Annotated in this window: 25 protein-coding genes and 1 tRNA gene; 13 read left to right on the top strand and 13 right to left on the bottom strand. The window is 39.9% G+C overall.

Features of this window, described 5'->3' with window-relative positions; translation table 11 throughout:
- Nucleotides 1-50 precede the first annotated feature (50 nt).
- Nucleotides 51-956 carry an alpha/beta fold hydrolase gene (locus H6G77_RS25320; protein ID WP_190873040.1) on the bottom strand — a complete coding sequence of 302 codons (906 nt, stop codon included), beginning with the start codon at nt 954-956 and terminating at the stop codon, nt 51-53.
- 404 nt (nt 957-1,360) lie between these two features.
- Here H6G77_RS25320 and H6G77_RS25315 point away from each other — a divergent pair, with 404 nt between their 5' ends.
- The 3 genes from H6G77_RS25315 (at nt 1,361) to frr (ending at nt 3,249) form a co-directional block, all read left to right on the top strand.
- Nucleotides 1,361-1,915: a thioredoxin family protein gene (locus H6G77_RS25315; protein WP_190591086.1), complete on the top strand. Its 555-nt coding sequence runs from the start codon at nt 1,361-1,363 to the stop codon at nt 1,913-1,915.
- A 70-nt stretch (nt 1,916-1,985) separates the two neighbouring features.
- A complete protein-coding gene (pyrH, locus tag H6G77_RS25310; RefSeq protein WP_062297013.1) occupies nt 1,986-2,714 on the top strand; it encodes a UMP kinase in 729 nt (242 codons plus the stop codon).
- On the top strand, nt 2,701-3,249 hold the full coding sequence (gene frr, locus H6G77_RS25305; protein WP_190591088.1) for a ribosome recycling factor: 549 nt from the start codon (nt 2,701-2,703) through the stop codon (nt 3,247-3,249). The genes pyrH and frr overlap by 14 nt, the downstream gene beginning before the upstream one ends.
- A gap of 105 nt (nt 3,250-3,354) precedes the next feature.
- Here frr and H6G77_RS25300 read toward each other — a convergent pair whose 3' ends face one another.
- The 6 genes from H6G77_RS25300 to H6G77_RS25275 all read right to left on the bottom strand — a co-directional run bounded on the left by H6G77_RS25300 (nt 3,355) and on the right by H6G77_RS25275 (nt 6,461).
- Nucleotides 3,355-3,714 carry a hypothetical protein gene (locus H6G77_RS25300; RefSeq protein WP_190591090.1) on the bottom strand — a complete coding sequence of 120 codons (360 nt, stop codon included), beginning with the start codon at nt 3,712-3,714 and terminating at the stop codon, nt 3,355-3,357.
- Between the two features lie 159 nt (nt 3,715-3,873).
- Entirely contained in the window at nt 3,874-4,269 is a 396-nt protein-coding gene (locus H6G77_RS25295; RefSeq protein ID WP_190591092.1) for a beta-lactamase hydrolase domain-containing protein, read from the bottom strand.
- A gap of 50 nt (nt 4,270-4,319) precedes the next feature.
- The gene (locus tag H6G77_RS25290) at nt 4,320-4,487 is read right to left on the bottom strand and encodes a hypothetical protein (RefSeq protein ID WP_190591094.1); all 168 of its coding nucleotides are present in this window, start codon (nt 4,485-4,487) and stop codon (nt 4,320-4,322) included.
- Between the two features lie 90 nt (nt 4,488-4,577).
- A complete protein-coding gene (locus H6G77_RS25285) occupies nt 4,578-4,826 on the bottom strand; it encodes a hypothetical protein (RefSeq protein WP_190873039.1) in 249 nt (82 codons plus the stop codon).
- Nucleotides 4,827-4,874: 48 nt separating this feature from the next.
- Nucleotides 4,875-5,492 (bottom strand): GerMN domain-containing protein, encoded by a 618-nt coding sequence (locus H6G77_RS25280; RefSeq protein WP_190675425.1) that lies wholly within the window; start codon nt 5,490-5,492, stop codon nt 4,875-4,877.
- 363 nt (nt 5,493-5,855) lie between these two features.
- Nucleotides 5,856-6,461 carry a metal-binding protein gene (locus H6G77_RS25275; protein WP_190675423.1) on the bottom strand — a complete coding sequence of 202 codons (606 nt, stop codon included), beginning with the start codon at nt 6,459-6,461 and terminating at the stop codon, nt 5,856-5,858.
- Between the two features lie 93 nt (nt 6,462-6,554).
- On the opposite strand from H6G77_RS25275, the gene H6G77_RS25270 reads away from it, so the two are divergent.
- The 3 genes from H6G77_RS25270 to H6G77_RS25265 all read left to right on the top strand — a co-directional run bounded on the left by H6G77_RS25270 (nt 6,555) and on the right by H6G77_RS25265 (nt 9,000).
- Nucleotides 6,555-6,627: transfer RNA gene (locus H6G77_RS25270), tRNA-Val, on the top strand.
- A gap of 139 nt (nt 6,628-6,766) precedes the next feature.
- On the top strand, nt 6,767-6,895 hold the full coding sequence (locus H6G77_RS36340; RefSeq protein WP_277880655.1) for a hypothetical protein: 129 nt from the start codon (nt 6,767-6,769) through the stop codon (nt 6,893-6,895).
- A 59-nt stretch (nt 6,896-6,954) separates the two neighbouring features.
- On the top strand, nt 6,955-9,000 hold the full coding sequence (locus tag H6G77_RS25265) for an FAD-dependent oxidoreductase (protein WP_190873038.1): 2,046 nt from the start codon (nt 6,955-6,957) through the stop codon (nt 8,998-9,000).
- 189 nt (nt 9,001-9,189) lie between these two features.
- Here H6G77_RS25265 and H6G77_RS25260 read toward each other — a convergent pair whose 3' ends face one another.
- From H6G77_RS25260 to pstS, 5 genes are all read right to left on the bottom strand, one after another.
- Nucleotides 9,190-9,405 carry a ribbon-helix-helix protein, CopG family gene (locus H6G77_RS25260; protein WP_190675419.1) on the bottom strand — a complete coding sequence of 72 codons (216 nt, stop codon included), beginning with the start codon at nt 9,403-9,405 and terminating at the stop codon, nt 9,190-9,192.
- A 343-nt stretch (nt 9,406-9,748) separates the two neighbouring features.
- On the bottom strand, nt 9,749-10,528 hold the full coding sequence (pstB, locus tag H6G77_RS25255) for a phosphate ABC transporter ATP-binding protein PstB (RefSeq protein WP_190591102.1): 780 nt from the start codon (nt 10,526-10,528) through the stop codon (nt 9,749-9,751).
- Between the two features lie 29 nt (nt 10,529-10,557).
- Nucleotides 10,558-11,439: a phosphate ABC transporter permease PstA gene (gene pstA, locus H6G77_RS25250; RefSeq protein WP_190591104.1), complete on the bottom strand. Its 882-nt coding sequence runs from the start codon at nt 11,437-11,439 to the stop codon at nt 10,558-10,560.
- 9 nt (nt 11,440-11,448) lie between these two features.
- Nucleotides 11,449-12,411: a phosphate ABC transporter permease subunit PstC gene (pstC, locus tag H6G77_RS25245; RefSeq protein WP_190591106.1), complete on the bottom strand. Its 963-nt coding sequence runs from the start codon at nt 12,409-12,411 to the stop codon at nt 11,449-11,451.
- Nucleotides 12,412-12,554: 143 nt separating this feature from the next.
- On the bottom strand, nt 12,555-13,595 hold the full coding sequence (gene pstS, locus H6G77_RS25240) for a phosphate ABC transporter substrate-binding protein PstS (RefSeq protein WP_190591108.1): 1,041 nt from the start codon (nt 13,593-13,595) through the stop codon (nt 12,555-12,557).
- Between the two features lie 1,134 nt (nt 13,596-14,729).
- Here pstS and H6G77_RS25235 point away from each other — a divergent pair.
- Nucleotides 14,730-15,536: a phosphate ABC transporter ATP-binding protein gene (locus H6G77_RS25235; RefSeq protein ID WP_190591110.1), complete on the top strand. Its 807-nt coding sequence runs from the start codon at nt 14,730-14,732 to the stop codon at nt 15,534-15,536.
- Nucleotides 15,537-15,793: 257 nt separating this feature from the next.
- Here the strand turns inward: H6G77_RS25235 and H6G77_RS35870 are convergent, their stop codons facing one another.
- Nucleotides 15,794-18,502, bottom strand: a complete 2,709-nt coding sequence (locus H6G77_RS35870; RefSeq protein ID WP_313954523.1) for an AAA-like domain-containing protein — start codon at nt 18,500-18,502, stop codon at nt 15,794-15,796.
- A gap of 205 nt (nt 18,503-18,707) precedes the next feature.
- Here H6G77_RS35870 and H6G77_RS25220 point away from each other — a divergent pair, with 205 nt between their 5' ends.
- The 6 genes from H6G77_RS25220 (at nt 18,708) to H6G77_RS25195 (ending at nt 23,676) form a co-directional block, all read left to right on the top strand.
- Nucleotides 18,708-19,577 (top strand): RNA polymerase sigma factor, encoded by an 870-nt coding sequence (locus H6G77_RS25220; protein WP_190675410.1) that lies wholly within the window; start codon nt 18,708-18,710, stop codon nt 19,575-19,577.
- Nucleotides 19,517-21,184, top strand: coding sequence for a lipopolysaccharide assembly protein LapB (locus H6G77_RS25215; protein WP_190873037.1), 1,668 nt, complete (start codon nt 19,517-19,519; stop codon nt 21,182-21,184). The genes H6G77_RS25220 and H6G77_RS25215 overlap by 61 nt, the downstream gene beginning before the upstream one ends.
- A gap of 649 nt (nt 21,185-21,833) precedes the next feature.
- Nucleotides 21,834-22,073, top strand: a complete 240-nt coding sequence (locus H6G77_RS25210; protein ID WP_190675406.1) for a hypothetical protein — start codon at nt 21,834-21,836, stop codon at nt 22,071-22,073.
- Complete coding sequence (locus H6G77_RS25205) at nt 22,073-22,486, top strand: putative toxin-antitoxin system toxin component, PIN family (protein WP_190675404.1); 414 nt, start codon at nt 22,073-22,075, stop codon at nt 22,484-22,486. Before H6G77_RS25210 ends, H6G77_RS25205 begins: the two co-directional genes overlap by 1 nt.
- Nucleotides 22,487-22,584: 98 nt before the next feature.
- Entirely contained in the window at nt 22,585-22,905 is a 321-nt protein-coding gene (locus tag H6G77_RS25200; RefSeq protein ID WP_199331638.1) for a hypothetical protein, read from the top strand.
- Between the two features lie 141 nt (nt 22,906-23,046).
- The gene (locus tag H6G77_RS25195) at nt 23,047-23,676 is read left to right on the top strand and encodes a hypothetical protein (RefSeq protein WP_190675402.1); all 630 of its coding nucleotides are present in this window, start codon (nt 23,047-23,049) and stop codon (nt 23,674-23,676) included.
- The last annotated feature ends 204 nt before the right edge of the window (nt 23,677-23,880 follow it).

The raw sequence follows: 23,880 nt of genomic DNA, 5'->3' as shown, positions 1-23,880 counted from the left end.
TTACTTTAACTCTTTGAACCTCTCCATAATACCTTACAAAAAATCGCCTGTTAGTTAGATTTTAAAATCTGCGATCGCTCTTCTATCCAATTTTGTAAAATTGGGTTGACTAACTCTGGTGCTTCATCTTGGGGGCAATGTCCTACTCCTTCTAAGGGAATGAATTTTTCTACTGACGGGTAGTTAGCTAAATCTCGACCTAAATTTACTGGTTCCCAAGGGTCGGCGGTTCCCCATAAAATAATTGTTGGACAAGTTAATAATGGCAGTAAGTCTTCTGGTAACGGCCCTGTGGAGTATGAGGTAAATGCCAAAAACACCGCCACAGCACCAGGATCTTTGGCTGGCGCGGTGAGAATATCGACTAATTCATCTGTGACTGTCTCTGCATTGATATAAGCTTGCAGCAAGATTTTTCGCACGGTTTTGGGTTTGGCGACTTGATTAAAAAAGAATTGCCCAATTGGTTTAATAGATAATACCCTTTGTAAAATTGGCGCACCTACACGCCGAGTCCAAGGTAAGGTGGCGCGTTTGCGATCGTGTAATAATCGCAAGGAACAGTTAATTAATGCTACTCCCAAGGCAATATCCGGCGAACTAACTGCGGCTTGCATCGCTACAATGCAGCCAATGGAATTTCCCACTAAAAAAGCTGGTTCACCTACCACTTCCCGACAAAAGTCTGCTACTTGCTGTCCCCACATTTCTAAGGTGTAGGCAATTGTTTCACCCGGCTGAGGTTTGGCTGAAGCACCGAAGCCAAGCAAATCTATGGCATAAACCCGACAAGTTTGGGCTAATACTGGTATGTTTTTACGCCAATGCCATCCAGAAGCGCCAAAGCCATGCACTAAAATAACGGCAGGCCCGGTTGTGCCTTGAGTTTGGTAGCAAATTGGGAAGCCCTGCCATGTCCAAGTTTTTGCGGTAAAAGTCGTTGTCGAAGTCTTCATAAAAAATCTGTATTTTTATTTACTAATTTTAATATTTCGTAATATTTTTCGTGAGTTATCTTAAATTGTAGAAGTAATTTGTAAAGATTTTACAATTAGAAAAATAAAAACCAAGATAAAATAGTAACTATCTTTACTTTAAAATAAGTATAAAGGCTGGATTAAATTTATTTGGAATTGAGTCAAAGTTTTGATAAATATGAGTTGTGACAATTACTCACTAATATCTAGATTGTAATATTTTTACCAACGGTTTTATATTCAGTAGTTTTACAATTTACGGTTTCTCGGTTGATCTCTACAATCATTTGGTATCGAGCATCGGCATCAGGTGGTTGGCTGCCAGAAAAATGACGCTAAATTTCACCTAGACTTTTGTTCCTAGTTCCTTCTGGTTCACGAAGATGACAATACTAGAAACAATTTATACTCCTGTTGGGGGTTATGCCCCGGATTTTGAACTGCCTGGAACTGACGAAAAAGTGCATCACCTCAGCCGTTATTTAGACAAATTTCAGGCGGTTGGCGTTGTTTTTATGTGCAACTACTGTCCTTATGTCAGTCTATATTTAGACAAGCTCAAAAAAATTCAAAGGGAATTTGCCGCCAGTGGCTTTACCCTGATTGGGATGAACGGCTGTGATACTCATAATTACCCGACAGAAAGCTTTGAACAAATGAAAGCTTTTGCCGAACGTCACCGTCTAAATTTTCCTTACCTGTGGGATTCGACTCAAGATGTTACCCGGAGTTTTGGCGCGATTACAACGCCGATGGCTTTTTTAATCGATAGTCATGGGATGGTGCGTTATAAAGGGAAAATTGACAGTGATCCGCAAGCACCGTCATCTTTTAGAGAAGATTATTTGCGAAATGCGATCGCTGCTTTATTTAAAAATCAAGCAATTAACCCCCAAGAAACAGAACCGGCAGGAACTACATTGATTTGGCGCAACTAGACAGAGATAGTCATTGTGCTGCTATCTTAAATTGGAGGCAATTGCAACTTTTTCGATAAAGCGTAACTTCATGGGAACGAATTACCGACGGGTTTTACTCAAACTAAGCGGTGAAGCCTTAATGGGCAACATGGGCTATGGTATTGATCCAGAAGTGGTCAAAGAGATAGCACAAGAAGTAGCAGAGGTGATAGCCACTGGCGTTCAAATCGCCATAGTCGTTGGCGGCGGCAATATTTTTCGTGGCGTAAAAGCGGCATCGGCGGGGATGGATAGGGCAACGGCTGACTACATCGGTATGATTGCCACGGTAATGAATGCCATGACGCTACAAGATTCGCTAGAACGAATAGGTGTACAGACGCGCGTACAAACTGCGATCGCCATGCAAGAGTTAGCAGAACCTTATATTCGTCGTCGCGCCATCCGTCATCTTGAAAAAGGGCGGGTGGTAATTTTTGGTGCTGGTTCGGGAAATCCCTTCTTTACCACTGACACGGCTGCGGCATTGAGAGCCGCAGAAATTGATGCAGAAGCGATTTTTAAAGCCACCAAAGTGGATGGAATATATGATGCTGACCCCCAAATACATCCTAATGCCAAACGTTTTACTAGCCTGACTTATGCACACGTTTTGACACATGATTTGCGGGTAATGGACAGTACTGCGATTGCCTTGTGTAAAGAAAACAACATCCCAATTCTGGTATTTGACTTAACGGTGCGAGGTAACATCCGCCGCGCAGTCATGGGAGAATCAATCGGCACCCTTGTGGGAGGTTCTTGTGAAATTAGCTGAAGCTGAGAGTACGATGCAAAAAACTGTTGAGGCAACTCAACGGGCATTTAATACAATTCGCACTGGTCGCGCCAATGCCAGTTTATTAGATAAAGTGACGGTGGATTATTACGGTTCACCAACACCCTTAAAATCCCTGGCGAATATTAGCACGCCAGATGCAACAACAATTCTGATTCAGCCTTACGATAAAAGCAGTTTGAACACTGTTGAGAAAGCAATTTCCCTTTCGGATGTGGGCTTAACACCCAGTAACGATGGTTCTGTGATTCGGCTAAATATTCCGCCGTTAACTAGCGATCGCCGTAAAGAACTGGTTAAAATTGCTGCTAAGTATGCTGAAGAAGGTCGTGTAGCGATTCGGAACATCCGCCGTGATGCGATCGATGCAATTCGGAAGCAGGAAAAAGCTTCAGAAATTTCTGAGGATGAAGCTAAAGACCAACAAGATAAACTGCAAAAACTCACAGACAAATACACTGCTAAAATCAGCGAATTGTTAGCAGAAAAAGAAAAAGACATCTCAACTGTCTAAAGTCTGAAGTCTGAAAAGTCACGCCACGGAGGGAGCCAGGAAACTCGTCCAACGCAGTGGCTCCCCCTTGTCTGTTTTTCCTATCTCAAATAAAACTGCTATATATCAACCAAACCAATGAGATGCAGCCAAATTTGGATCAACTGCTTCTGGGATATAGCGATGAAGATTCTGTGCTTGTTCACCTAGAATTTTTTCAACACCTTGGCGAATAATTGATTCTATGTGTAGTGTGCTTTCTAAAGAACGACACATAGATTCTGAACAAATAAATTTTGGTTTTTCCACCTCATCAACTGTAATGTATTGATTAGGAATTCTACTTAAAATATAAGCAATGAGATTTTGCCGCATATCAGGATTGGCAAAGGCTTCTTGATAAGGATGATGAGGGTAAGTTTCTAAAATTCCTTCAAGTTCTTGAAGAACTAATCTTATGGTTAGATTTAATAGGGTTTTAGTCATTTTAAATCGCCTCTCTTGAATGTAGCTTTATGATCATGAGTCACCAATTTATCAAGGTGATTTTGTAAATTACTAGAAAGAATTGATCCTAAATTGCGGTCAAATATCTGGGGCTCGGATTTAATTTCTAAAAAAGCCAGCAGATTCCTAGATCAAATTTCAACAGTGAGACGAAATTAAGCCTAAATTGATAGTTTGTTGGAGAGCTTTTTCAAAAGTGATTCCTTGTTTAGTAGCAATATATAAAAGTACTATTGCTGCTGAACGGATGGAATCATCACAATGAATTAAAGTTGGTTTTGGCGATTTGTTGATTACTTGAAAGATATCAAGTGCTGCTTGATGATTAATTTCTCCAAGATTAGTAGGAAAATTAATATACTGTAATCCTAACAACTCAACTTTTTCTTTTTCGTTGTCTAGTGAGCTGGTTTCATCGGGCGATCGCAAATTAATTACAGACTGGTAGCCCTCCTCAGCTAATTGCTTTAACTGATCTAAGGTAATTTGTCCTGCGATCGCTAATTCATCGTTAATTTTCCTAACAGTAATCATGTTCGCCGCCTTAGTTGAGTGGGGCGACTTACTTAGTCGCCCATTTATCCTTAATGCCTACGTTTATTGTTAGCAATATCACCTTCAAATGGTTGAACTCCCGTTTCTGGGTAGTTATCATCTCTGGGGCTAAAAATTCTACTAGCTGCACCTGAGATATAGGTGACAACTTTTGCTATACCATCTGTAATTGTTTTGATAATTTTGCTAATAGACATATATTTTTCTCCTATTTGATTTTGATGTGAAAAACTTTAGTAAATGCTTTATTTAAATTTTCTTCTCGCCAATTCTGACTTTTAGTAGACTTAATCTTGGTTGGCCTCATTTTCTATGGCTAAACATCTCTCTAATAGGTTAATTGTGTCGAAATTACAGCATTTATCTAAAAATTGAATGGTGTCATAATTCCAGAGGCGTTCTAAATCCTCGTGTATGTGGTAAAGTTGCCAAAACTTAAATGGGTTGAATAATGTCTTGCATCGGAAAAGTGGTTGGTTAAGGAAATGCCATAAAATAATAAAATTCTTCAGGAAAAAATTATGATTTTTTGCCATAGTAGTGCAGGTTGAGATATAGATGAAACAAAACAGTAACTCAAGCAATCAAGAAATCGTAAAATCTTCGGCAAATTGTCGCCTTGTAATTGGTTGTCGCAAAATTAACCCTTCACCACCAAGTGGATGAGCTATATCGATTGGTTTGCCTGCAACCGAGACAAAAACTTTAGCTGTTGGGTCAATACTAGTAGCAGTATAGACAACCTGTGCTAAACGATAAGCCATTGAAGTACTACCACCACCTTGACTAAACTCTGACGAGAGATTGACATAAATTCCAGCTTGAGTCACTCGTAAATCTAATAATTTTGTACCTGGGGGAATTGTGGTACTTAAGTCAGCAGTTTTAGGAGTTGTTAATAGATGAGTGAAAGCTAATTTTAAAGCTGCTTCTGAGGTTAGTCCGGCTTTTACTTCTACAGGTTGAGGTACTAGATGAATTTGGTTGTTGTCAAATTTTAACCAGTAAGTTTGCGGTTGTATTGCTGCTACTGCTGGTGCAGATTTTGAGGCAATAATTACTGCTGAATTATTGGCTTGGGTTGTAGGATTGGTGATTTGCCGACTCCACCAAGTAGTTCCTCCAAATAGTGCCAAGATAACTAGCGTCGAAGCAGCGATCGCTTCTCCTCTATATGCTAAATAGTTGCGTTGGGTTTTCATAACGAACTCCTGTAAACCGTCTGAGTGCGAACAAACACCAAAAAGCATTTATGCTGATGTTTGGTCTTAGTGGGTATGAGATGGAGTCAACCAACTAAAGGCGATCGCTAGTTATAACATTTTGGATTTTAGATTTTGGATTTTGGATTGGGAAATTGCTTACTGGTGAGCTTTTCAGTAACCCATTTGTCGCAATCATTTTTCAAATTGGTATTACCTACACTTTTAATTTAGAAGAACAATTTGAGGAACTTGTGAGGGAGTTTCTTTATTAGCAGGACTGACGCATCAAAATTTTCTGTGGGGATTGGGTGTGAGGGTGAAAGGGTATAGGGGTGTATATTTATTTTTCCTTTTGACTTTTTACTTTTGCCTTTTTGTACTACTTCCAGGTTTCGACGGACGAACACGGCGTGATACTTTGCGCTTTTTGACTTTGCTGGTAGGGAGTAAACCGCTAATCCCCTGCTTTTGCATTCGCTTATATGCAGAACCACACCAATCACTCAAAGAATGACTCATCGCGCCGAGTTCTAAGCCAAGAAACAGGGCAAGATATTCTGTACCATAGCCAAGTAGCGATTTTTGAATATTTTCACCCAAAGCTGACCAGTTAAATTTTGTGTTTCCCAGTTTTTCAAAAATTACCAAAATTATCAATGCTGCGATCGCTAACAAGCAGGAAAGATAAATGACTCGCAGTGTCGTCCCAATAATCGGCCCATGCGATAAAAAAGAACGATGACGCAGGCTTTTTTGATAAGGTAGCCAAATCCAGCGCAAATAACCCCAGCGTTGATATTGCCGAGAGTAAATATCTAAGTCAGGGCCAAACATCAAGCCGCCAAACATAAACCCACCAGCCACCAGCAAGGTCACGCTGCTACTGCGGGTCTGCCAAAAAGCCACACCCGCCACCAACGGCAAAGCCCACAGAGTAATGCGATCGTGCGTTCGACCAGAGGGCATTTAAAGGTTCTCAAAAATATTCAAAAAATTTTTCTCAAAAATACTAGCGCGATTCAAAATATTTTGCTATATTATTTAATTGTGAGCGCAAACGGGCGGTTAGCTCAGTTGGTAGAGCGCCTGCCTTACAAGCAGGATGTCATCAGTTCGAGTCTGGTACTGCCCATATCTTAAAAAGCTGTCCTTGTGGCAGCTTTTTTAATTGGAAGCATAATCTTGCCTCCACGATTTGAGGTGGTATTATTACCCTAAATCACCCCAAGTTACCCCAAATCCCAGAACTATTTTAGGTCAATTTTAGGTCAATGAAGTGGACAATTGAAGCAGTAAACGAGCGACTAGCTGCGGGGAAGATTGGGGTAAAGGTGAGGGTAAGGGGCGATCGCTTATCTTTACGTGCCGCACTGCCATACCTCTTCAGTGACTTGTGGTGAACATTTCGGAAATGGTACCGTCTACAAGTTGGCAAAGGAGTAGAAAAAGTTTTCTCATCATGAAGCGCAGACACAAAGTAGCTGGTTTTCAAGCATTACTCTTCAGTGTTAGCTTAGTTTCCACATATTTGTTACCTGAGTCTACTATTGTTGCTGCACCACCAAGAACCCCAGATAAAACGGTCAACTGCGAGATGTTGGTAGTAGGTGGTGGACTATCTGGAGTAGCCACGGCTTACGAGGGGTTACTAGCAGGACGAACAGTATGTTTGACAGAAATTACCGACTGGTTGGGGGGACAAATTTCATCTCAGGGGACATCTGCGTTAGATGAACGACCAACTCAACGCGATCGCCAATTCTATTCTCGCGGCTATACTGAATTACGCAACCGGATTCAACGCTATTACGGCAAACTTAACCCTGGTGAGTGCTGGGTAAGTGATTCTTGTTTTCTGCCTCGTGATGCACACATCATTATGACGCAAATGCTCAAGGATGCCGAAAAAAAGGGTAAAGGTAAGTTGGAATGGTTTCCCAACACAGTAATTAAGGAATTAAATATTAGTCAGAATCGGAAAATCATTGAAGGTGCGATCGCAATTCAACATCAACCAGCCAAAGGCGCACCACCTCTCAACACTTTTACCTTATCTCAAACCATTGAAGATGCCCATCGCTACCAAAATTCATCGCGGTTAAGTAAAAAAATTATCCGCTTTGTTCCCAAGGTTCCCAAAAAACCAACCACCAACAATTCTCCCCAGTGGTATGTGATTGATGCCAGCGAAACTGGCGAAATCATCGCCTTAGCTGATGTTCCCTATCGTTTGGGTATTGATGCGCGTTCTTTCCTCGAACCATCTTCTTCCAGCACCAGCAATGATCCTTACTGTACCCAAGGTTTTACTTATACCTTTGCAATGGAGGCTACCAAGGAACCGCAACCCCAAACCATGCCCCCATTCTATTTACAGTATTCACCATATTTCAGCTATGAGTTAAAAAGATTAGCAGATTTTGGCTTAGTTTTCACCTACCGCCGAATCTGGCATCCAAATCCTGGAAAACCCACACAATTTAACGGTGTGAGATTCACTGCACCCACACCAGGGGATATCTCAATGCAAAACTGGACTTGGGGTAACGACTACCGTCCAGGAACAGCCAAAGATAACTTGATTTACACTCGCCAACAACTGCAAGCTACAGGACAGTTAAAACCAGGCGGTTGGATGGGAGGACTGCGGACAGAAACCCTCCGCAGAGGTGAGGAAAATGCCCTGGCTTATTATTACTGGCTGGTAAAGGGAACTACAGATTCTCAGTTAGGTAAGGGTGTGAAGCAACAGCAAACGAATAATCGATTTCTGTCCGGGTTAAATTCTCCAATGGGGACAGTGCATGGCTTATCAAAATATCCCTATATGCGAGAAGGTAGGCGAATTATTGGTCGTCCTAGTTGGGGACAACCGGAAGGTTTTATGATTTGGGAAGTTGATATTTCTCGCCGCAACTACAACGATGAGTATTATCGTAAAACCTTATCTGCGGATACCTATCGTCAGTTAAAAGCAACACTCGCAGGTTTAGAGGCTGCATCTGTAATTACTGGTCAAGTCTCACCAGATAAATCCTTACGTCGTAGCCGTTCCACAATTTATCCTGATGCTGTGGGTATTGGTCACTACGCCATCGACTTTCATCCTTGCATGACTCAAAGTCCGCCAGAAGCCCCAGGAAATAAAGAACGTCCGGGAGAAAGGCGCGGCGCAGGACAAGCTTATCCGTTCCAAATTGCACTGCGGGCAATGATTCCTCAAAAGATTGATAATTTAATTGTGGGTGGAAAGAGTATTGCTACCAGCCATATTGCTGCGGCTGCATATCGCGTACATTCTTTTGAATGGTCTTCTGGTGCGGCGGCGGGAACTGTGACTGCTTTTGCTTTAAAAAATCAAATTGCACCTTATCAACTCGTGGATGATTTACCCAAAGCAGAACCGCAACTGCAAGCCTTAAAAAGTTTATTAGAAAAAAACGGCAATCCTACCGCTTTCCCTGACACTTCAATTTTTAATCAAAATTGGGAAGATTGGCGATAGTTAATAGTTTGAGGGATTGGGAATGAGAAATCTGTTATGTTCATTCTCAGTCCTGATTTATAGCGGTTCTCGACTCAGTGAAGTACAGGAAAAAATAATTAACCGCAGATGGACGCGGATGGACGCAGATGAAAATAGATAAATTTGTACCTCAGTAGACTAGTAAATGCTATATCATCATTTCTGCTTTTAAATTGTTAAACCATCTGCTATTGTTACATCCCAAGCACTATCAATTTCAGCAGATGCTTGGCGGTAAGCTTCTTCTAGTTCTTGATTTCGCAGCAATTCTAATGCTTGTTCAATTACCTGAGAACGAGATTTACATCCTTTATTCAGCTTGTAATTTTCGATAAACTCCACTAAATTCAGTGGCAAAGAAATAGATAGTTTTTCGACTTTCATCTTCCTAGCAATTAGTAGTAAAAATAATTCATATAGCAATCCTATCTGAGTTGTGAAAAAGTATTCTTTTTAACGAACCGCAAAGGACGCAAAGGACACAAAGAAAGAAAAGAAAGAGAATTTCACAAATGATTTAGGATTGCTATAGCAATCCTATTTGAGATGTAAACAGAAGCAATCTGGAAGGCTTGTAAATAAGCGATCCTGCGAATGTTTCGTTTGTAATTCATTTAGGATTGCTATACTATAGTATAGTATAGGAATTTGATTGGATTGCTCACAGGACTTATGCCCAGAAGAACATGAGTAAGTGCGATCGCATAATAAAATTGCAGCTAAGGAATTAACCAAAACGCCCTGAAACATAGTCATGGGTACGCGCATCGATGGGGTTATAAAATATTTGATTTGTGACACCAAATTCCACCATTTGACCAATTCGGCTTTCGTCGGTGCTAAAGAAAGCTGTAAAATCAGAGACGCGGGCTGCTTGCTGCATGTTATGGGTAACAATGGCAATTGTTAATTCTGAACGCAGACTGTGAATTAATTCTTCGACTTTCATCGTTGCTATGGGGTCAAGTGCTGAACAAGGTTCATCCATTAACAGTACTTTGGGTTTAATGGCTAAAGCACGGGCTATACAGAGTCGTTGTTGTTGACCTCCAGAAAGTCCTAATGCAGATTTATTGAGTTTATCTTTTACCTCGTCCCACAAAGCTGCACCTTTTAAAGCTGACTCGACAATTTCATCTACTTCTGTTTGCGATCGCCTACCTGCTATTCTGACTCCATAAGCGACATTCTCATAAATACTAATCGGAAAGGGATTTGGTTTTTGGAATACCATCCCAATTTGACGACGCAGGCGGTTGACGTTAATTTTTGAGTCGTAAATATTTTGACCAAAGAACTCTACTTTTCCTTCTACTTTGACTGGCCCTTCTAATTCACTAATCCGATTGAGAGTTTTGATAAAAGTTGATTTCCCACAACCACTAGGGCCAATTATTGCCGTTACTTGATTTTGATAAATATCTATTGATATGCCTTCAATTGCTTTAGAAGTGTTGTAGTAAAAGCTGAGATTTTTAACTTTGATGGCAGGATTGAGATTATTCATATTTAGTAAAAGCAGTAAATAAGTTTCAATTAAATTTTTTTCTTACTTGTGACTAAGCGTGAAATCAAACTCACACAAATAACTAAGCCAAGTAAGACGATAGCAGTAGTCCAAACCAATTGATTTTTTTCGGGGTCTGGGTCGTTATACAGATTAAAAATTAATACAGGTAACGAAGCTGTGGGACTCAGCAATCCTGGAGACCAATCTAAACTAAATAATGCCGTGAAAATTAGGGGTGCTGTTTCACCTGCGGCGCGGGCGATCGCGAGTAAAATACCTGTAGTAATTGCAGGTAAAGCCGCAGTTACTACAATGCGAAATGTTGTCTGAAACCGCGTCCCACCCAAAGCAGCAGACGCAAGGCGTTGGTCTTTAGGAACTAATTTTAATGCTTCTTCTGTTGTCAGAATCACGATAGGTAACATCAACACAGCTAAAGCAAAGCCACCTGCAACTGCGCTAAATCCTTTAGTAACTAACACAATTACACCGTAAGCAAAAATACCAACAATAATTGAAGGTACACCAGTCAAAATTGTGGTGATGAAGCGAACAAATTGCGATGCTGGGTTAACTTGATTAAATTCTGCTAAAAATATCCCTGTTAATATCCCAATTGGCAGACTGAATATTGAGCCAATCATTACAACTGTAATCGTGCCTATAATAGCATTACCCAAGCCATAATCAATCACTGATTTGACAAACATCTCTGGTCTCAAACTGGAGAAACCGCGTTTGATAATTTCCCATAAAATTGATATTAAAGGAATTAACGCTAAACCTGTGAATGCAAAGGCGATCGCATTCATACTATAAGTAAATAATTGTCTACTTGTTGGCAGTGGAGCATATAATTCTTTTGCCAATAAAGATTCATCTATTTGCGAATTTTGAGAATCGGTCATATCTTTAATTTATGATTTATTTTTATTACTAAACCACCGCACAAATAACCTTGCAGCAATATTTACAGCTAAGGTCAATCCAAACAAAATCAACCCTAAATAACTCAATGAGCCAATATGTAATCCTGGTTCAGCTTCTGCAAATTCATTGGCTAATATTGAGGGAATTGTGTAGGCTGGGTCAAGTAAAGAAGCACTGATTTGAGAAGAATTACCAATCACAAGAGTGACAGCCATTGTTTCACCCAAGGCTCTACCCAAAGCCAGCATTGCTGCACTGACAATACCAGAAAATCCTGCTGGCAATAACACCCGAAAAATGGTTTCCCAACGTGTGCTACCCAAAGCCATTGAGGCACTGCGTAATTCTTTGGGTATAGCAAGTAAAACATCGCGGCTAATAGCAGCCATTGTCGGCAAAATCATAATCGCTAACACAATGCCTGCGGTTAACATATTTGTGCCGATAGGATCTACCGAGTTAAATATCGGTATCCAATTAAAATGAATTGCTAACCATTTTTGTAACGGTTCTAAAGCTGGAATAAATACAAAGATTCCCCACAAGCCAATAATTACACTAGGAATTGCAGCTATTAACTCAACAACAAATGCTAATGTGCTTCTAACAGATATGGGTAAGAAATTTTCGCTAGTGACTATTGCAATTGCAATGCCGACGGGGATAGCAAATAAAATTGCGATCGCACTACTCACTAAAGTTCCATAAATATAAGGTAACGCCCCAAAAACCTGATTACCCGTATCCCAATCTTGACCCCAGAAAAACCCAATACCAAACTTCTCAATTGCTGGTTGAGCCTCTTTATAAATTACCCAACTCATCACAAACAAGATGGCGACGGTAATTGTAGCGAAAAGATATGTTAACCACGTAAATCCTTTATCTACCCAAGAATTTATTCCATTAGTTGCGGTTAAATCTAAATTTTCTTCAGATGAATTTGTCATAAATAGAAATATTAATTTATTTAATTTAATAATCTGGAAATTTTTATTTAGTAGAAGCTTCTTACAGTTACTTAAAAATTTATAAATAGGGAGAGCTATAGCCACCCTATTTATCTATACGAAATTGTGTTACAAATTCGCTTCTATTTGACGGAACTGTTTACCGTTTGTAATACCCGATTGGTAACATCAGATGGAATTCTTGTGTAGTTAAGGTCATCATTATATTGTTGACCATCTTTGAGTACCCAATTAATCCATTTCCTAATAGCATCAGCTTTTGCTGCTGTAGGATATTGCTTGTAAACCATCATCCAAGTAAGACCAACAATGGGATAACCTTGCGCTGGATCACCAACAAATACGCGATAATTATCAGGGAATCTTACAGATGATAAAGCTGCGTTAGCAGTTTGTAAGGAAGGAGAAACAAATTCGCCTTGTTTGTTTTGTATTTGTGCTGATCTTAAATTGTTTTTGGTAGCGAAGGCATATTCTACATAACCAATAGAACCAGGAGTACGCGCTACCAAACCAGCTACACCTGGGTTGCCTTTACCTCTGAGAACATTTGGTAAAGTCCATTTAGGCGCAGTGCTTGTACCCACTCTACCTCTGAAATAACCACTAATATTACTCAAGTGGTTGGTGAAAATAAAAGTTGTACCACTACCATCAGCGCGGACTACAAATTTAATCGGTTGATTGGGTAAGTTGACACCAGGATTATCAGCTTTGATTTTAGCGTCGCTCCAGTTGGTGATTTGACCAGAAAAAATAGCAGGCAATGTAGCGCGAGATAATCTCAGGTTGCTGACACCAGGGAGATTATAAACAACAGAAACTGCGCCGCCTGCGGTGGGTACTAATATGACACCTCTTTTAACTTGGGCGATTTGTGCATCTGTCATAGCTGCATCACTACCACCAAAGTCAACAGTACCCGCAGTAATTTGACGAATCCCGCCACTACTACCAATTCCTTGATAGTTAATTTTTAATTCTGGATGCTTCTTTCTCACTTCACGGGCATATCTTTCATAAAGTGGAGCGGGAAAAGTTGCGCCTGCACCATTCAGAGTTTCAGCCTGAGCAACTGCTGACAAAATAGGACTCAAGGCAACAGCAGATGCTACGACTGAAGTAGTAAACGCTCGGTACAAAGTGGTGGTCGAAAAGGTCATATTTCTCCGTATTTTGGCAAGATTTTTACTTTACTTGCAGGTGTATATAAATATGTATTATTTAAATAATTAAATTAGTTTAATCAATGGTAAATAACAGATTAAATATGGTTAAAAATTAATTAATCACTAGTTTTTAAACTCCCAATCAACCATTTTCGACAATATAGAAAAATTGGCGAATTAAACATAATTTTTTATTTATATATAGTTAAAAATTACGCTATCAAACTGTTAGCATGTAAAATAATTACCTGTAACAATATAAACGAAATTATTTCCGCATTTTTAAATCAAAAACTTACGATTGTTAAACTATTTTGCTGTCTTTTAACGAGCAGCCTAATTTCCAAGAAGTAAATTATAAATCTACTCATTGGAACACTAAAACAAATATTTATCTCTTCATAAATAGTGAATGACTGTTACAGCGTTATTCATTCCAATGAGGTAGATTCTTCTAGCCTCTATCCCCTAAAACGCTGAGTCAATACATTTCAAGCAGTTGAAATCATGCTGATATGGAGTAGGTGATAAATATATTATTTGTAGTAAAAATAACCTCTTGAGGAAATTGAGAGGTTAATGATTGATTTTAATCAGATTAAATTTTGATTATAAATAGGTACATCAGAAATTAACTGTGCGGTTAGTAACAGCACTCACTACAAGCATGTATTATTTATATTTCAGGTTTAATATTGTAGCGATCGCCTAATCTCTACTTTTAAGCTAATTACTTAATTTACCCGATTCATCAAAAAATCATCAATTACCATCATAAATTTATTCAAATTTTAAAAAAGAATTTGCTTTTTTAAAGAAGAGCTTACTTAAGTAGTCTCAAATATTGTTAATTGCAGGTTATATATTAAAATTAATCCCGAAAATGCTGCAATTCAGTAACAAAAAACCGAATTTTTTAGGTTTTTATGGTAACATATTTTACAGCAAACATTGATAACAGCAGTAACTTTTTACCCTAAATTTATACAGATATCTAATATCAGTATATTTGCTGTATAGCTTGAATGAAGAAAGTCAACTTTTAGTTTGATCACCAGTGTAGTATATAAAGCCACGGATTTTCATGATTGCGTTTAGTCAACATCAATACACTTACAATTTTCTGGTATGAATAAGCTAATTGCAGCAATCAAAGTTAAAAATCTCAGCCTTTACTACAACACTCAAAAAATCCTGGAAGGAATATCAATGGATATTTACCAGGATAAAGTCACAGCAATTATTGGCCCTAGTGGTTGTGGTAAGTCTACTTTTATTAAATGCCTCAATCGGATGAATGAATTAGAAGCAGAAGTTCACGTTGAGGGAAAAGTAGAATTTTACAATCAAAACATTTATGAACGTCGTGTCAATTTAAATCGCCTACGCCGTCAAGTTAGTATGGTGCTGCCTAAGCCAAATTTATTTCCGATGAGCGTTTATGATAACGTTGCTTATGGGGTGAAAATACTGGGATGGCGGCCGAAGGTGGAATTAGATCAAATTGTCGAATCTGCCATCAAAGATGCTGATTTGTGGGATGAAGTCAAAAATAAGCTGCATAAATCTGCTTTAGAGCTTTCTGGTGGACAACAACAGCGACTTTGTATCGCCCGTGCTTTAGCAGTCAAACCCAAAGTTATTCTCATGGATGAACCTTGTTTTGGGCTTGATCCTGTCGCAACCACAAAAGTAGAAGGATTAATTCAGAGTTTGCGTTTGCGATCGGAATTAACAATGGTGATTATTAGCCATAACTTACAACAAGTCACGCGCATATCTGATTTCACAGCTTTTTTCTCTACCAATGAACATCGCATTGGGCAGATGGTAGAATTTGGACTTACAAAAAAGATTTTCTCTAACGCCCTTGACGTTCGCACGCGGGAATATGTGTTAACCCGTCTTGGTGGTAAATATGAAAATAGAGGCTAGGAGCTAGAGAAGAAAGTTACTCATATTTATTTTAATTTATATCTCTCTAGCGGTTCTTATCCCAATGAGACGCAAGAATAATTAATAGCAGATAAACGCAGATATAGCAGTAGTCAAGTTGGTTAGGACATCGATAAATGATAAAACTTAGACACCACAAAGCTTTTAACCCTGTCACCTGTCCCCTGCTATAGATGGGCGGTATCCGGTGGGAGAGTAGTAGTTTGCCTAAAATCCTAGTAAATGGTCAAGTGAGGCTATTGCAGAAAGGTAAAGTATTGTCGATATAACTCACAGCTTGGCATTACTTTATCTTTTAACTGTTTGATCAGTCCCATACTGCTGAGTTTATAAGTCATACTCGCATCTAATGATATCGGTTGTCGAGCATTTATGACGGTATCTAATGCTTTGGCTAATTCAGGTTGTTCTTGTAATATTGCTTGATGACGTTGTAAATGAGATGAATAAATTCCGCTTGATGTTGCGGCGGTATCAATGAATTGAGCAAAACTGATTTCTCCGCAACTGAGATGATAAATAGCCAGATGTACTAATGCTGGATGTCCTTCTACCATAGCCATTAGTTGTGTAGCTTCTTGTCCATCAGTCCAATTGAGTCCATAGCGTTGAGCTAAGTTTTGTACCTGTTCTAAATTAAAGTTGTTTAACTCTATTGGCAATCCTACATTAAATGGGGATTGTTTTAATTGCAGAGGTACATAAATTTCTGTGGAGTGAACTATAATCAATCGTAACTTTTGCCAAATTGGTTCTCTTTTAGCTTCCTCATACCAGGAACGAAATAAAGGTAAAACATCTTTAGCTACTAACGGATACTCAAACAGATATTGCACTTCATCTAATGATAAAACGATGGGAGTATCTATTTGCTTTAATATATGGTTACGTAAATAAAGGGAACAACTAATTTTACTACCGATATCTTCATCCCAATAATCTTCAAGTTTCATTTCCAGTTCTAACTGCTGGGTAATGTTGGCGCATAGCCAGCGTAAAAACCGATGTAAATTCTGCAAAATTACGTCGTCAATTTGCTCTAGATTTAAGCTAACAATGCGATAGCCTTGATTTGCCGCATCATGCAAAGTTCTCAAGAGTAAAGAAGTTTTACCCATTTCTCTTGGTGCTTTAATACGGACTAATGCACCGGGTTTTCTAATCTCTTGATAAACCTGCATTTCCACCGCACTTCTTTCTATGTAAAAAGGAGAATCTAGGGGAACTGCACCACTGGGGTAAGAAGGGAGATTTACAGAGTCGGGAGTATTTTTAATCGACACAGGACGATAAGGACTAATGTGGTATAAAAATACAGGTTCTGAGATATTTTTAAGATGATGCTGACCTAAACTAACTACATTAACTGGTAAATGATTTTTCACTTTATCATAGACAGTTTGAGATAAACAAATTCCGCCAGGTTGAGCTTTTGCGTGCAGTTGCATCAATAAATCTAACCTTTGGGGGATGACATAATTATCTGTGAAAAATGCCTGCTTTGTATTGAGGTTGTCGATGTGTCCACAATGAATACCAATTCGATGTAGCAGCTTATCTGGATTGAGCAAATTAGTGGGTGCTGCCAGTGCTTTTTGTATTTCTATTGCACTATTTACTGCTGTTTCTGCACTCTCAAAATAAAATAGTAATCCTTCGTCGCTTGAGTGAATAAGTTGCCCAGCAAATTGTTGACAATACTGCTGTAAAGTCTTTGAATCTTCTTGATAATTTGCTGCTATTTCTGATCTATCAGCAATACTGCCCACAAACATCAAGGTAGAGTCAGTAACGACTATTGGGGAATTAGCAAGTTCTAGTGCTAACTTTTGATTTACCCAATCCAAATCGAAAATCTTAGCATAGATGGGGTTTTTGATAGTTAAACTGCCTTGATGTTGGGTAACAAGCCCAGACAAACGTAATTCTAGGTACTCAGGGAAGTTTTGAGCCGGGATTGCTCCTTGTTGTAAAATCTGTTGATATAGTTGCAGTAATTGGATAGTTTTGGGAGTATTGCGGAGGATGCGATCGCGTATTGTTCTTAAATGTTCTGGTTCGTCCTGAGCCTCCCAATTATTCACAATTTTCTGTTGCACAATTTTCTCAACCCACGGCGCTGCTGCATTTTCATTATCTGGAAGATATTCTGTTGTATTCTTACAGCAATTAACAATTAACCAACATAGCTTTTGCGTCAGGAATGGCTGTCCACTAGTCCAATATAAAATCTCCTTTAATATGGCTTGTGGATTGCTAACTTTGCCTGCTAATCCGGTTATTAAAGGTTCGCTATCTGCGAGTTTAAACCCTTGTAATTCAATTGCTCGACCAATATTAAAAGGTGTAGAATAGTGTTTATCTTGAATCAAATCTGACGGTGAAGCCACTCCCAACAAAGCAAATGCCAGTCGCCTATATGCTGGTTTAATCGCTCGATTTTCATAACAGTGGCGAATCAAGGCAAAAAATTCATCGGTAGAAAACTTCAAACCCAGCACATTATCAATTTCATCGATAAAGATGACAATTTTCTGCTGAATCTGAGTCAATAATACTGTTTCGATAAATTCATTTAAGCACTGGATAGGCGATAGATCATCCCTTTCTCTTAACCAACTGCGCCGATTTATTTGCAGTTGAAAACCGCTCACCAATTCCTGAATAATCCCCCCATACCATTGCGTAGCCGTAATTTGCTGGCTACCAATGCCGCTTAACTCAATCTCTGCACAGGCAAAACCTTGAGCTTGCAACTTATTCATCGTCCGCACTCGCAAACTAGACTTCCCCATTTGTCTAGCGTTGAGGACATAGCAATACTCAAGTGCTAATAAGCCTTCGTAGAGTTCAGTATCAGCCTGTCGCACGACATAAGTAAGCGCATCAGGTGGGAGGCTGCCACCTGGTTGATATTGATAGCTGGTGTTGAATTTGGCAGACACTGGTATTTTTTAGATGCTTGAAGCCTGTTTCAGAGCTAATTCTCCCATATTTATTGTTTTTTATATTGCCTGAGTTTAACTGAATTTTAAAAGTCCTGAATTTTACTCAACTATTGATTGAAAAAGCTAATTAGTATTTAAAAGCACATCACTGTGCCCATAGTTTTTTGGTTTGTTGTACAGTGCATTATCCCTTATACCTGAAATGATCAACAGTCAATCATGTATACAAGCGAACCCAGAACAAGAAATTTTGCTCTCCTTATCAGAGCAAAAAATCAGGAGTATATTACCACAGCAAATCCAAGTCAAAGTTTTATCTCAAGATAATGGTGATGAGTTTTGGCAAATATGGTTATCATCTCAAGATTATTTTTACAAATGTTGCCTAAAGTGGATGGGAGGAAATTCTTATGATGCCGAAGATACACTAAATCAGGCAATGCTGAAAGCTCAGAATCAATGGAAAAAATATGCAGGTAAAATTACATCTCCAAAAGTTTGGTTAACTCAAATTATTTATAATTTTTGCATGGATGTGCATCGAAAGCGCAAACGAGAAGCCTTAGAAATTGAAAATATTGACGAGATTAAATTTGCCGATCATCCAGCATTTTTTTGTGAGGTAGGATTTCCTGAATCGAATATTTTGGCTTTAGAAATGCGAGCATACCTCCGTCACAAAATTGAATCCTTACCGGACAGATTGCGCCATCCTTTTATCTTACACTGCTGCCAAGAAAAATCTTATCAAGATATAGCCCAGCTACTCGCCCTCTCTCAAGAGAACGTTCGTAAACGCATTCAACAGGCGCGAAAGATTCTGCAAAAGCAGTTAAAAAACTATCTTGCAGGAGAAGATAAGACTTCTTTTGATTCCCTCTCACCATCTTTACAAAAAGGAATTTCGATGGTGGAAGAATCTCAACCTGATAAAACAGTGATTTGTCATTGTAAATCATCAATAGCAACAAAAAGCAAGCAGGAAGAAATTAACTATAAAGTAACTGTAATATGCCTGGAAACCTTATCACATCCTTGGTACAGTTCACCCAATTCTCTGGGCTGGAACTAAATGCTCACTTAGTTTTAGAGGAAAAGCCGGCGAGACAAAAACAGAAACTCATCACGTTAAGTAAGTATGTCCAGAAATATCCCCAAGGATGGAAAAAAAGATTAGAACTGGCTGATTTGCTTTACGAGATGGGAAACTGGGAGCAAGCAGTTGCAGGATATCGTCAAGTGATTGAGCGACAACCTCAATTAATTCATGTGCGGCTGCAATTGGGAAAAATATTGCAGTTGATGGGGCAAAAAAAAGAGGCTAGAGAAATATATGAACCAGCCTTATTGTTGTCTGTAAACGAAGCAACTCAAAATCATATCAAAGGATTGATTGCAGTTTGCAGAGGTGAGAGTCAAAAGGCAATCATAACTTTTAATTTAGCAGCTACTTTAGAACCCGACAATGTAGTTCACTGGCTGGCTTTAGCACAGGTACATCAGAAAAGAGAAAATCCTCTTGGTACTCTCAGCACCTTGGAGCAGGTTTTGTCCATCAAGCCAGATGACGTTGTGGGCTTGATTCACAGCTATGATGCGCTGATGGCGGTGGGGGATATTCCAGCAGCTAGAGGGCGGTTGAACAAGCTGATAGCCTTAGCTGGTGATGATTTCCGGGTACTGCAACGACAAATTGATCAACGTTGCACCGCACTGAGCTTGTCGAAGTGTCAGATGAGATTGGTATCTGGGGAAGAGGGAAAGCTGACTAAAAGTATGATTACCTCTCTACTGCGACAAACTCCTCATGGGGCTGAGGCGCACAAATCACTGGCATATTATCACATTCTCCGTGGGGATTGGGTGCAAGGTGTGGAGGTGTTAGCCAAGTTTACTGCTGAACACCCAAATCATCCTTATGGTTGGTATTACTATGGGCGGTGCTTGTTTGAGACGGGGGAATATGAAAAGGCTGCTGTGATGATGGCGAAAGCTTATCATTTATATCCCCATGATTGCGAAATTTATCGGGGGTTGTGCGAGATTTTACCGCTTGAACCTCACCCCCTACCCCTCTCCTACGAGGAGAGGGGAGTAAGAGAAGAGGGGAGTCAGATGACTCTTGCTTCCATAGTCGAAGAGATGCTGAAACGGTTTCCTGAACGCTGGAGTGTTTGGGCTACGGTGGGGCGGGTATTCGTAGAACATTTTCAAGAGTTGGAACGAGGATGTAGTTTTTCTCAGCAAGGAACACAACTACAGCCCCAGTTAGCTGATGCTTGGTTGCGTCATGGGCGGGTTTTGGCTTTGGCTCTTAGACATCGGGAAGCGGTGGAGGCGTTAGAGAAAGGAAGGGAGCTTTTACCAGCAGGGGGTTATCTGCAATCAGTACCGGCGGCGGTGTGGCTGGGAGAGAGTTACCAGGTGCTGGGGGATGTTGGGGCTAGTAAGCGATGGTGGGAAGCAGCTACTGAGGGATGTCAGGAATTGAAGGCTTTTAACCCGGCGATGGCTGATTATTGGTTAGGGAGAGCCTTAGTAGGGTTGGGGGATAGGTTAGGAGCGATCCGGGCTTATGAAAGCGCGTTGAGTCACCAATTGTTGTATCCGGCTCGTGGGGAAGTGGAGAAGAGTTTGCAAGGGCTGAAAGGTAACAGGAGCAGAGGTTATGGGCGTTGATGGTAGATTTTTAGGAAAAAAATTGCCTCTAACTCAAAAAATTCACGAATTGGGGTTGAGAAACGTCTAAATAGTTGAAAACCTAATTCAAAAGGAAAAATATGACACTGACAGGTAAGTGGTCTGCCAATAACGGTAACAAAGACATTTACGTAATCCAAAATGGGATTATAGTATTGGTTCATTGGACTGAAACAAATCCATACTGGAACTATTCTTCAGGTGTTGCCACAAACAATGGAGTAAATATGAGTTTCGGTGGAGGCGATCAGTTCAGTGGGACTATCTCGCAGAATGGGAACACAATTACCTGGAGCAATGGGAGTTCTTGGAGCCGGGTGGGTTGATATCTAAATTCCTAATTATTCAACTCTCATCTTGCACCAAGAAATGTTAACATGAATCCCTTGTTCTTGGAGTACGATCGCCTGATCTTGTAGGTGCATTACTTCATTAACGCACCACCCCTATCATTAAATTCGGTGGGTTATGCGCTTGGCTAACCTACCCCTAAGTTTTATAGCGATCGCCCATATTGTCGGGCGATCGCTTTTATTTACAGTTAAAATAGTGTATTAGAATTGTACGTTTTTGGGATAGCTCCCCAATTATCTGGAATATAAACTATTCAAGAGTTTGTGAGTAAAAAATGCCTGTATTGACATTGACAAATGAACAAGCTGTGGAATTGGTGAAACAGTTACCAGCAGAACAAAAAGCGGAGATTTTTAGATTTTTGTTGGTTCAACAGTGGGAACAATGGCAAAATCTATCTGGATATGGCTTTGATCGGGTTAAAATGGCAGCACAGGAACGGGGTTATAATTGGGAGCAGATGACGGAAGATGAGCGAGAAGCTTTTATTGATGAGGTTGTTCACGAAGGTTAGTGAAGTATATAGTTGTTTTTGATACTAATATTCTCCTTTCTGCCCTATTCTCCCAAAAAGGCAGTCCTTTTCGCTGTTTAGCTCTAGCTAAAATAGGACAAGTTGAATCAGTTTTATGTCGAGAAATTTTAGATGAATTTGCGGAAAAACTGTTAATTAAGTTCAAATTCTCTCAAGAAAAGGCACAATTAGCTATTCAAGAGATTGAAGATTTTTCTCGCTTGGTAACTATTTCTGGCAAGCTTAAAGCTGTTCCTAATGATCCAGATGATGACATGGTTATTGAGTGTGCGATCGCTGGAAAAGCCCGCCATATTGTTACAGGGGATAAACATCTTTTATCATTAGGATCTTATGAAGGCATTTCCATCATCAGGGCATCTGAATTGTTGTTATTGCTATCTCAGATATAAGCTTGCTAATTTCTGTTTCGGCGACGCTTTATTTGGTTGTACCCGGCGCGTGGGGAAGTGGATAAGATTTTGCAACGGCTCAAAGATAAGGATGGGAGTTGTTACCAGGAGAGGGTTATCCCCAATCTGTACCTGCTGCGGTGTGGCTAGGAGAGAGTTACCGAGCTTTGGGGGATGTTGGGGCTAGTAAGCGGTGGTGGGAAGCGGCTTGTGAGGGGTGTCAGGAATTGAGAGCGTTTAACCCGGCTGTGGCTGATTACTGGTTAGGGAGAGCTTTGGCGGGGTTGGGGGATAGGTTGGAGGCGATACAGGCTTATGAAAGTGCTTTGCGTCAGCAGTTATTGTATCCGGTTCGTGGGGAGGTTGAGAAGATTTTGCAGGGGCTGAAAGGTAAGAGAAAGAAGGGTTCGGGGGGTTGAGGGTGGATTTTAGGGGAGAAAAAACGCCTGTAACTCGAAGAAGTCACAAATTGGGGTGGGGAAACGTTTAATAAATAGATGGAAAAAAACCCACACTTCTGCTAAGAATCCATATCTCACGAAGCACAACAAGGAAAACCAATGGCAAATCTTAATATTATTCAAGTTCCTAGTCAGACTAACACGGTTGATGAAAGAGCAGCTTATGACAGTGGAACCGTAACAACTGGTCATGGGCAAGCAAGCGGAGTATACGTTGTAGTCCAGAAGGGGACTCGTGCCAACGTTAACATTGATTTCACAATATCAACTATTTCAGAGGAGTCATACCACTATTTTAAGGAAAGAGTGTGGGGTATTTTCTCTAACGAAGAACAACAGAAACTAGAAGAAAATTATGGTGGGTTTGGTATGGCTGGGGGGCTTTTTAGTGGGATGTTTGGCTTACTATTTGGAGGTGGTGATTATAACCATTACAAAGATAAAAGCGCATCTTTCAATGTGGAAAATGATGAAAAGAAAGAGGAATTTACTAAAAATGTCTACAATCTATCAGTATCAGAATTCCATGTAACAGGACAACTTATTGCCGAGGGTACAAGTTTCATTCCTGTAACTGTCTCCTCATATGTACAAACCACGAAGCTCAAGTTCTCTGATGGGAAAGAACTGCATGTCCTCTCGCTTAATGACAGCCAAGCTGCTGCTCAAAATGGTTCGACCAAAGGCGTCCAATCATCACCTGAACACTTGAGCATAACTCCTCTATAAGTGTGATCGCTGAGCTTGTACGGTGCGTTAATGCAATGTAACGCACCCTCTCAATTGTCAGTGCGATGTTTACGATGCCTTAAGCTGGAGTGCGATCGCTTTTTATTTGATTTATTTACAGGTGAGCGATCGCCTTGATGATGGGAAATTGAGGGGTGATCGCTTTATACTATAATTAGTGCGATCACTTGATCTTGCAGTACG

This window comes from Aulosira sp. FACHB-615 (genome assembly GCF_014698045.1).
In the GTDB taxonomy this organism is placed as follows: domain Bacteria; phylum Cyanobacteriota; class Cyanobacteriia; order Cyanobacteriales; family Nostocaceae; genus Nostoc_B.
This window is presented reverse-complemented; position numbering and strand designations above follow the sequence as displayed.

What these genes read in the sequence shown, in the direction of transcription:
- H6G77_RS25320 (WP_190873040.1), bottom strand. Translation starts at nt 956, where the DNA reads ATGAAGACTTCGACAACGACTTTTACCGCAAAAACTTGGACATGGCAG.
- H6G77_RS25315 (WP_190591086.1), top strand. Translation starts at nt 1,361, where the DNA reads ATGACAATACTAGAAACAATTTATACTCCTGTTGGGGGTTATGCCCCG.
- pyrH (WP_062297013.1), top strand. Translation starts at nt 1,986, where the DNA reads ATGGGAACGAATTACCGACGGGTTTTACTCAAACTAAGCGGTGAAGCC.
- H6G77_RS25300 (WP_190591090.1), bottom strand. Translation starts at nt 3,714, where the DNA reads ATGACTAAAACCCTATTAAATCTAACCATAAGATTAGTTCTTCAAGAA.
- H6G77_RS25295 (WP_190591092.1), bottom strand. Translation starts at nt 4,269, where the DNA reads ATGATTACTGTTAGGAAAATTAACGATGAATTAGCGATCGCAGGACAA.
- H6G77_RS25290 (WP_190591094.1), bottom strand. Translation starts at nt 4,487, where the DNA reads ATGTCTATTAGCAAAATTATCAAAACAATTACAGATGGTATAGCAAAA.
- H6G77_RS25285 (WP_190873039.1), bottom strand. Translation starts at nt 4,826, where the DNA reads ATGGCAAAAAATCATAATTTTTTCCTGAAGAATTTTATTATTTTATGG.
- H6G77_RS25280 (WP_190675425.1), bottom strand. Translation starts at nt 5,492, where the DNA reads ATGAAAACCCAACGCAACTATTTAGCATATAGAGGAGAAGCGATCGCT.
- H6G77_RS25275 (WP_190675423.1), bottom strand. Translation starts at nt 6,461, where the DNA reads ATGCCCTCTGGTCGAACGCACGATCGCATTACTCTGTGGGCTTTGCCG.
- H6G77_RS36340 (WP_277880655.1), top strand. Translation starts at nt 6,767, where the DNA reads ATGAAGTGGACAATTGAAGCAGTAAACGAGCGACTAGCTGCGGGGAAG.
- H6G77_RS25265 (WP_190873038.1), top strand. Translation starts at nt 6,955, where the DNA reads ATGAAGCGCAGACACAAAGTAGCTGGTTTTCAAGCATTACTCTTCAGT.
- H6G77_RS25260 (WP_190675419.1), bottom strand. Translation starts at nt 9,405, where the DNA reads ATGAAAGTCGAAAAACTATCTATTTCTTTGCCACTGAATTTAGTGGAG.
- pstB (WP_190591102.1), bottom strand. Translation starts at nt 10,528, where the DNA reads ATGAATAATCTCAATCCTGCCATCAAAGTTAAAAATCTCAGCTTTTAC.
- pstA (WP_190591104.1), bottom strand. Translation starts at nt 11,439, where the DNA reads ATGACCGATTCTCAAAATTCGCAAATAGATGAATCTTTATTGGCAAAA.
- pstC (WP_190591106.1), bottom strand. Translation starts at nt 12,411, where the DNA reads ATGACAAATTCATCTGAAGAAAATTTAGATTTAACCGCAACTAATGGA.
- pstS (WP_190591108.1), bottom strand. Translation starts at nt 13,595, where the DNA reads ATGACCTTTTCGACCACCACTTTGTACCGAGCGTTTACTACTTCAGTC.
- H6G77_RS25235 (WP_190591110.1), top strand. Translation starts at nt 14,730, where the DNA reads ATGAATAAGCTAATTGCAGCAATCAAAGTTAAAAATCTCAGCCTTTAC.
- H6G77_RS25220 (WP_190675410.1), top strand. Translation starts at nt 18,708, where the DNA reads ATGATCAACAGTCAATCATGTATACAAGCGAACCCAGAACAAGAAATT.
- H6G77_RS25215 (WP_190873037.1), top strand. Translation starts at nt 19,517, where the DNA reads ATGCCTGGAAACCTTATCACATCCTTGGTACAGTTCACCCAATTCTCT.
- H6G77_RS25210 (WP_190675406.1), top strand. Translation starts at nt 21,834, where the DNA reads ATGCCTGTATTGACATTGACAAATGAACAAGCTGTGGAATTGGTGAAA.
- H6G77_RS25195 (WP_190675402.1), top strand. Translation starts at nt 23,047, where the DNA reads ATGGCAAATCTTAATATTATTCAAGTTCCTAGTCAGACTAACACGGTT.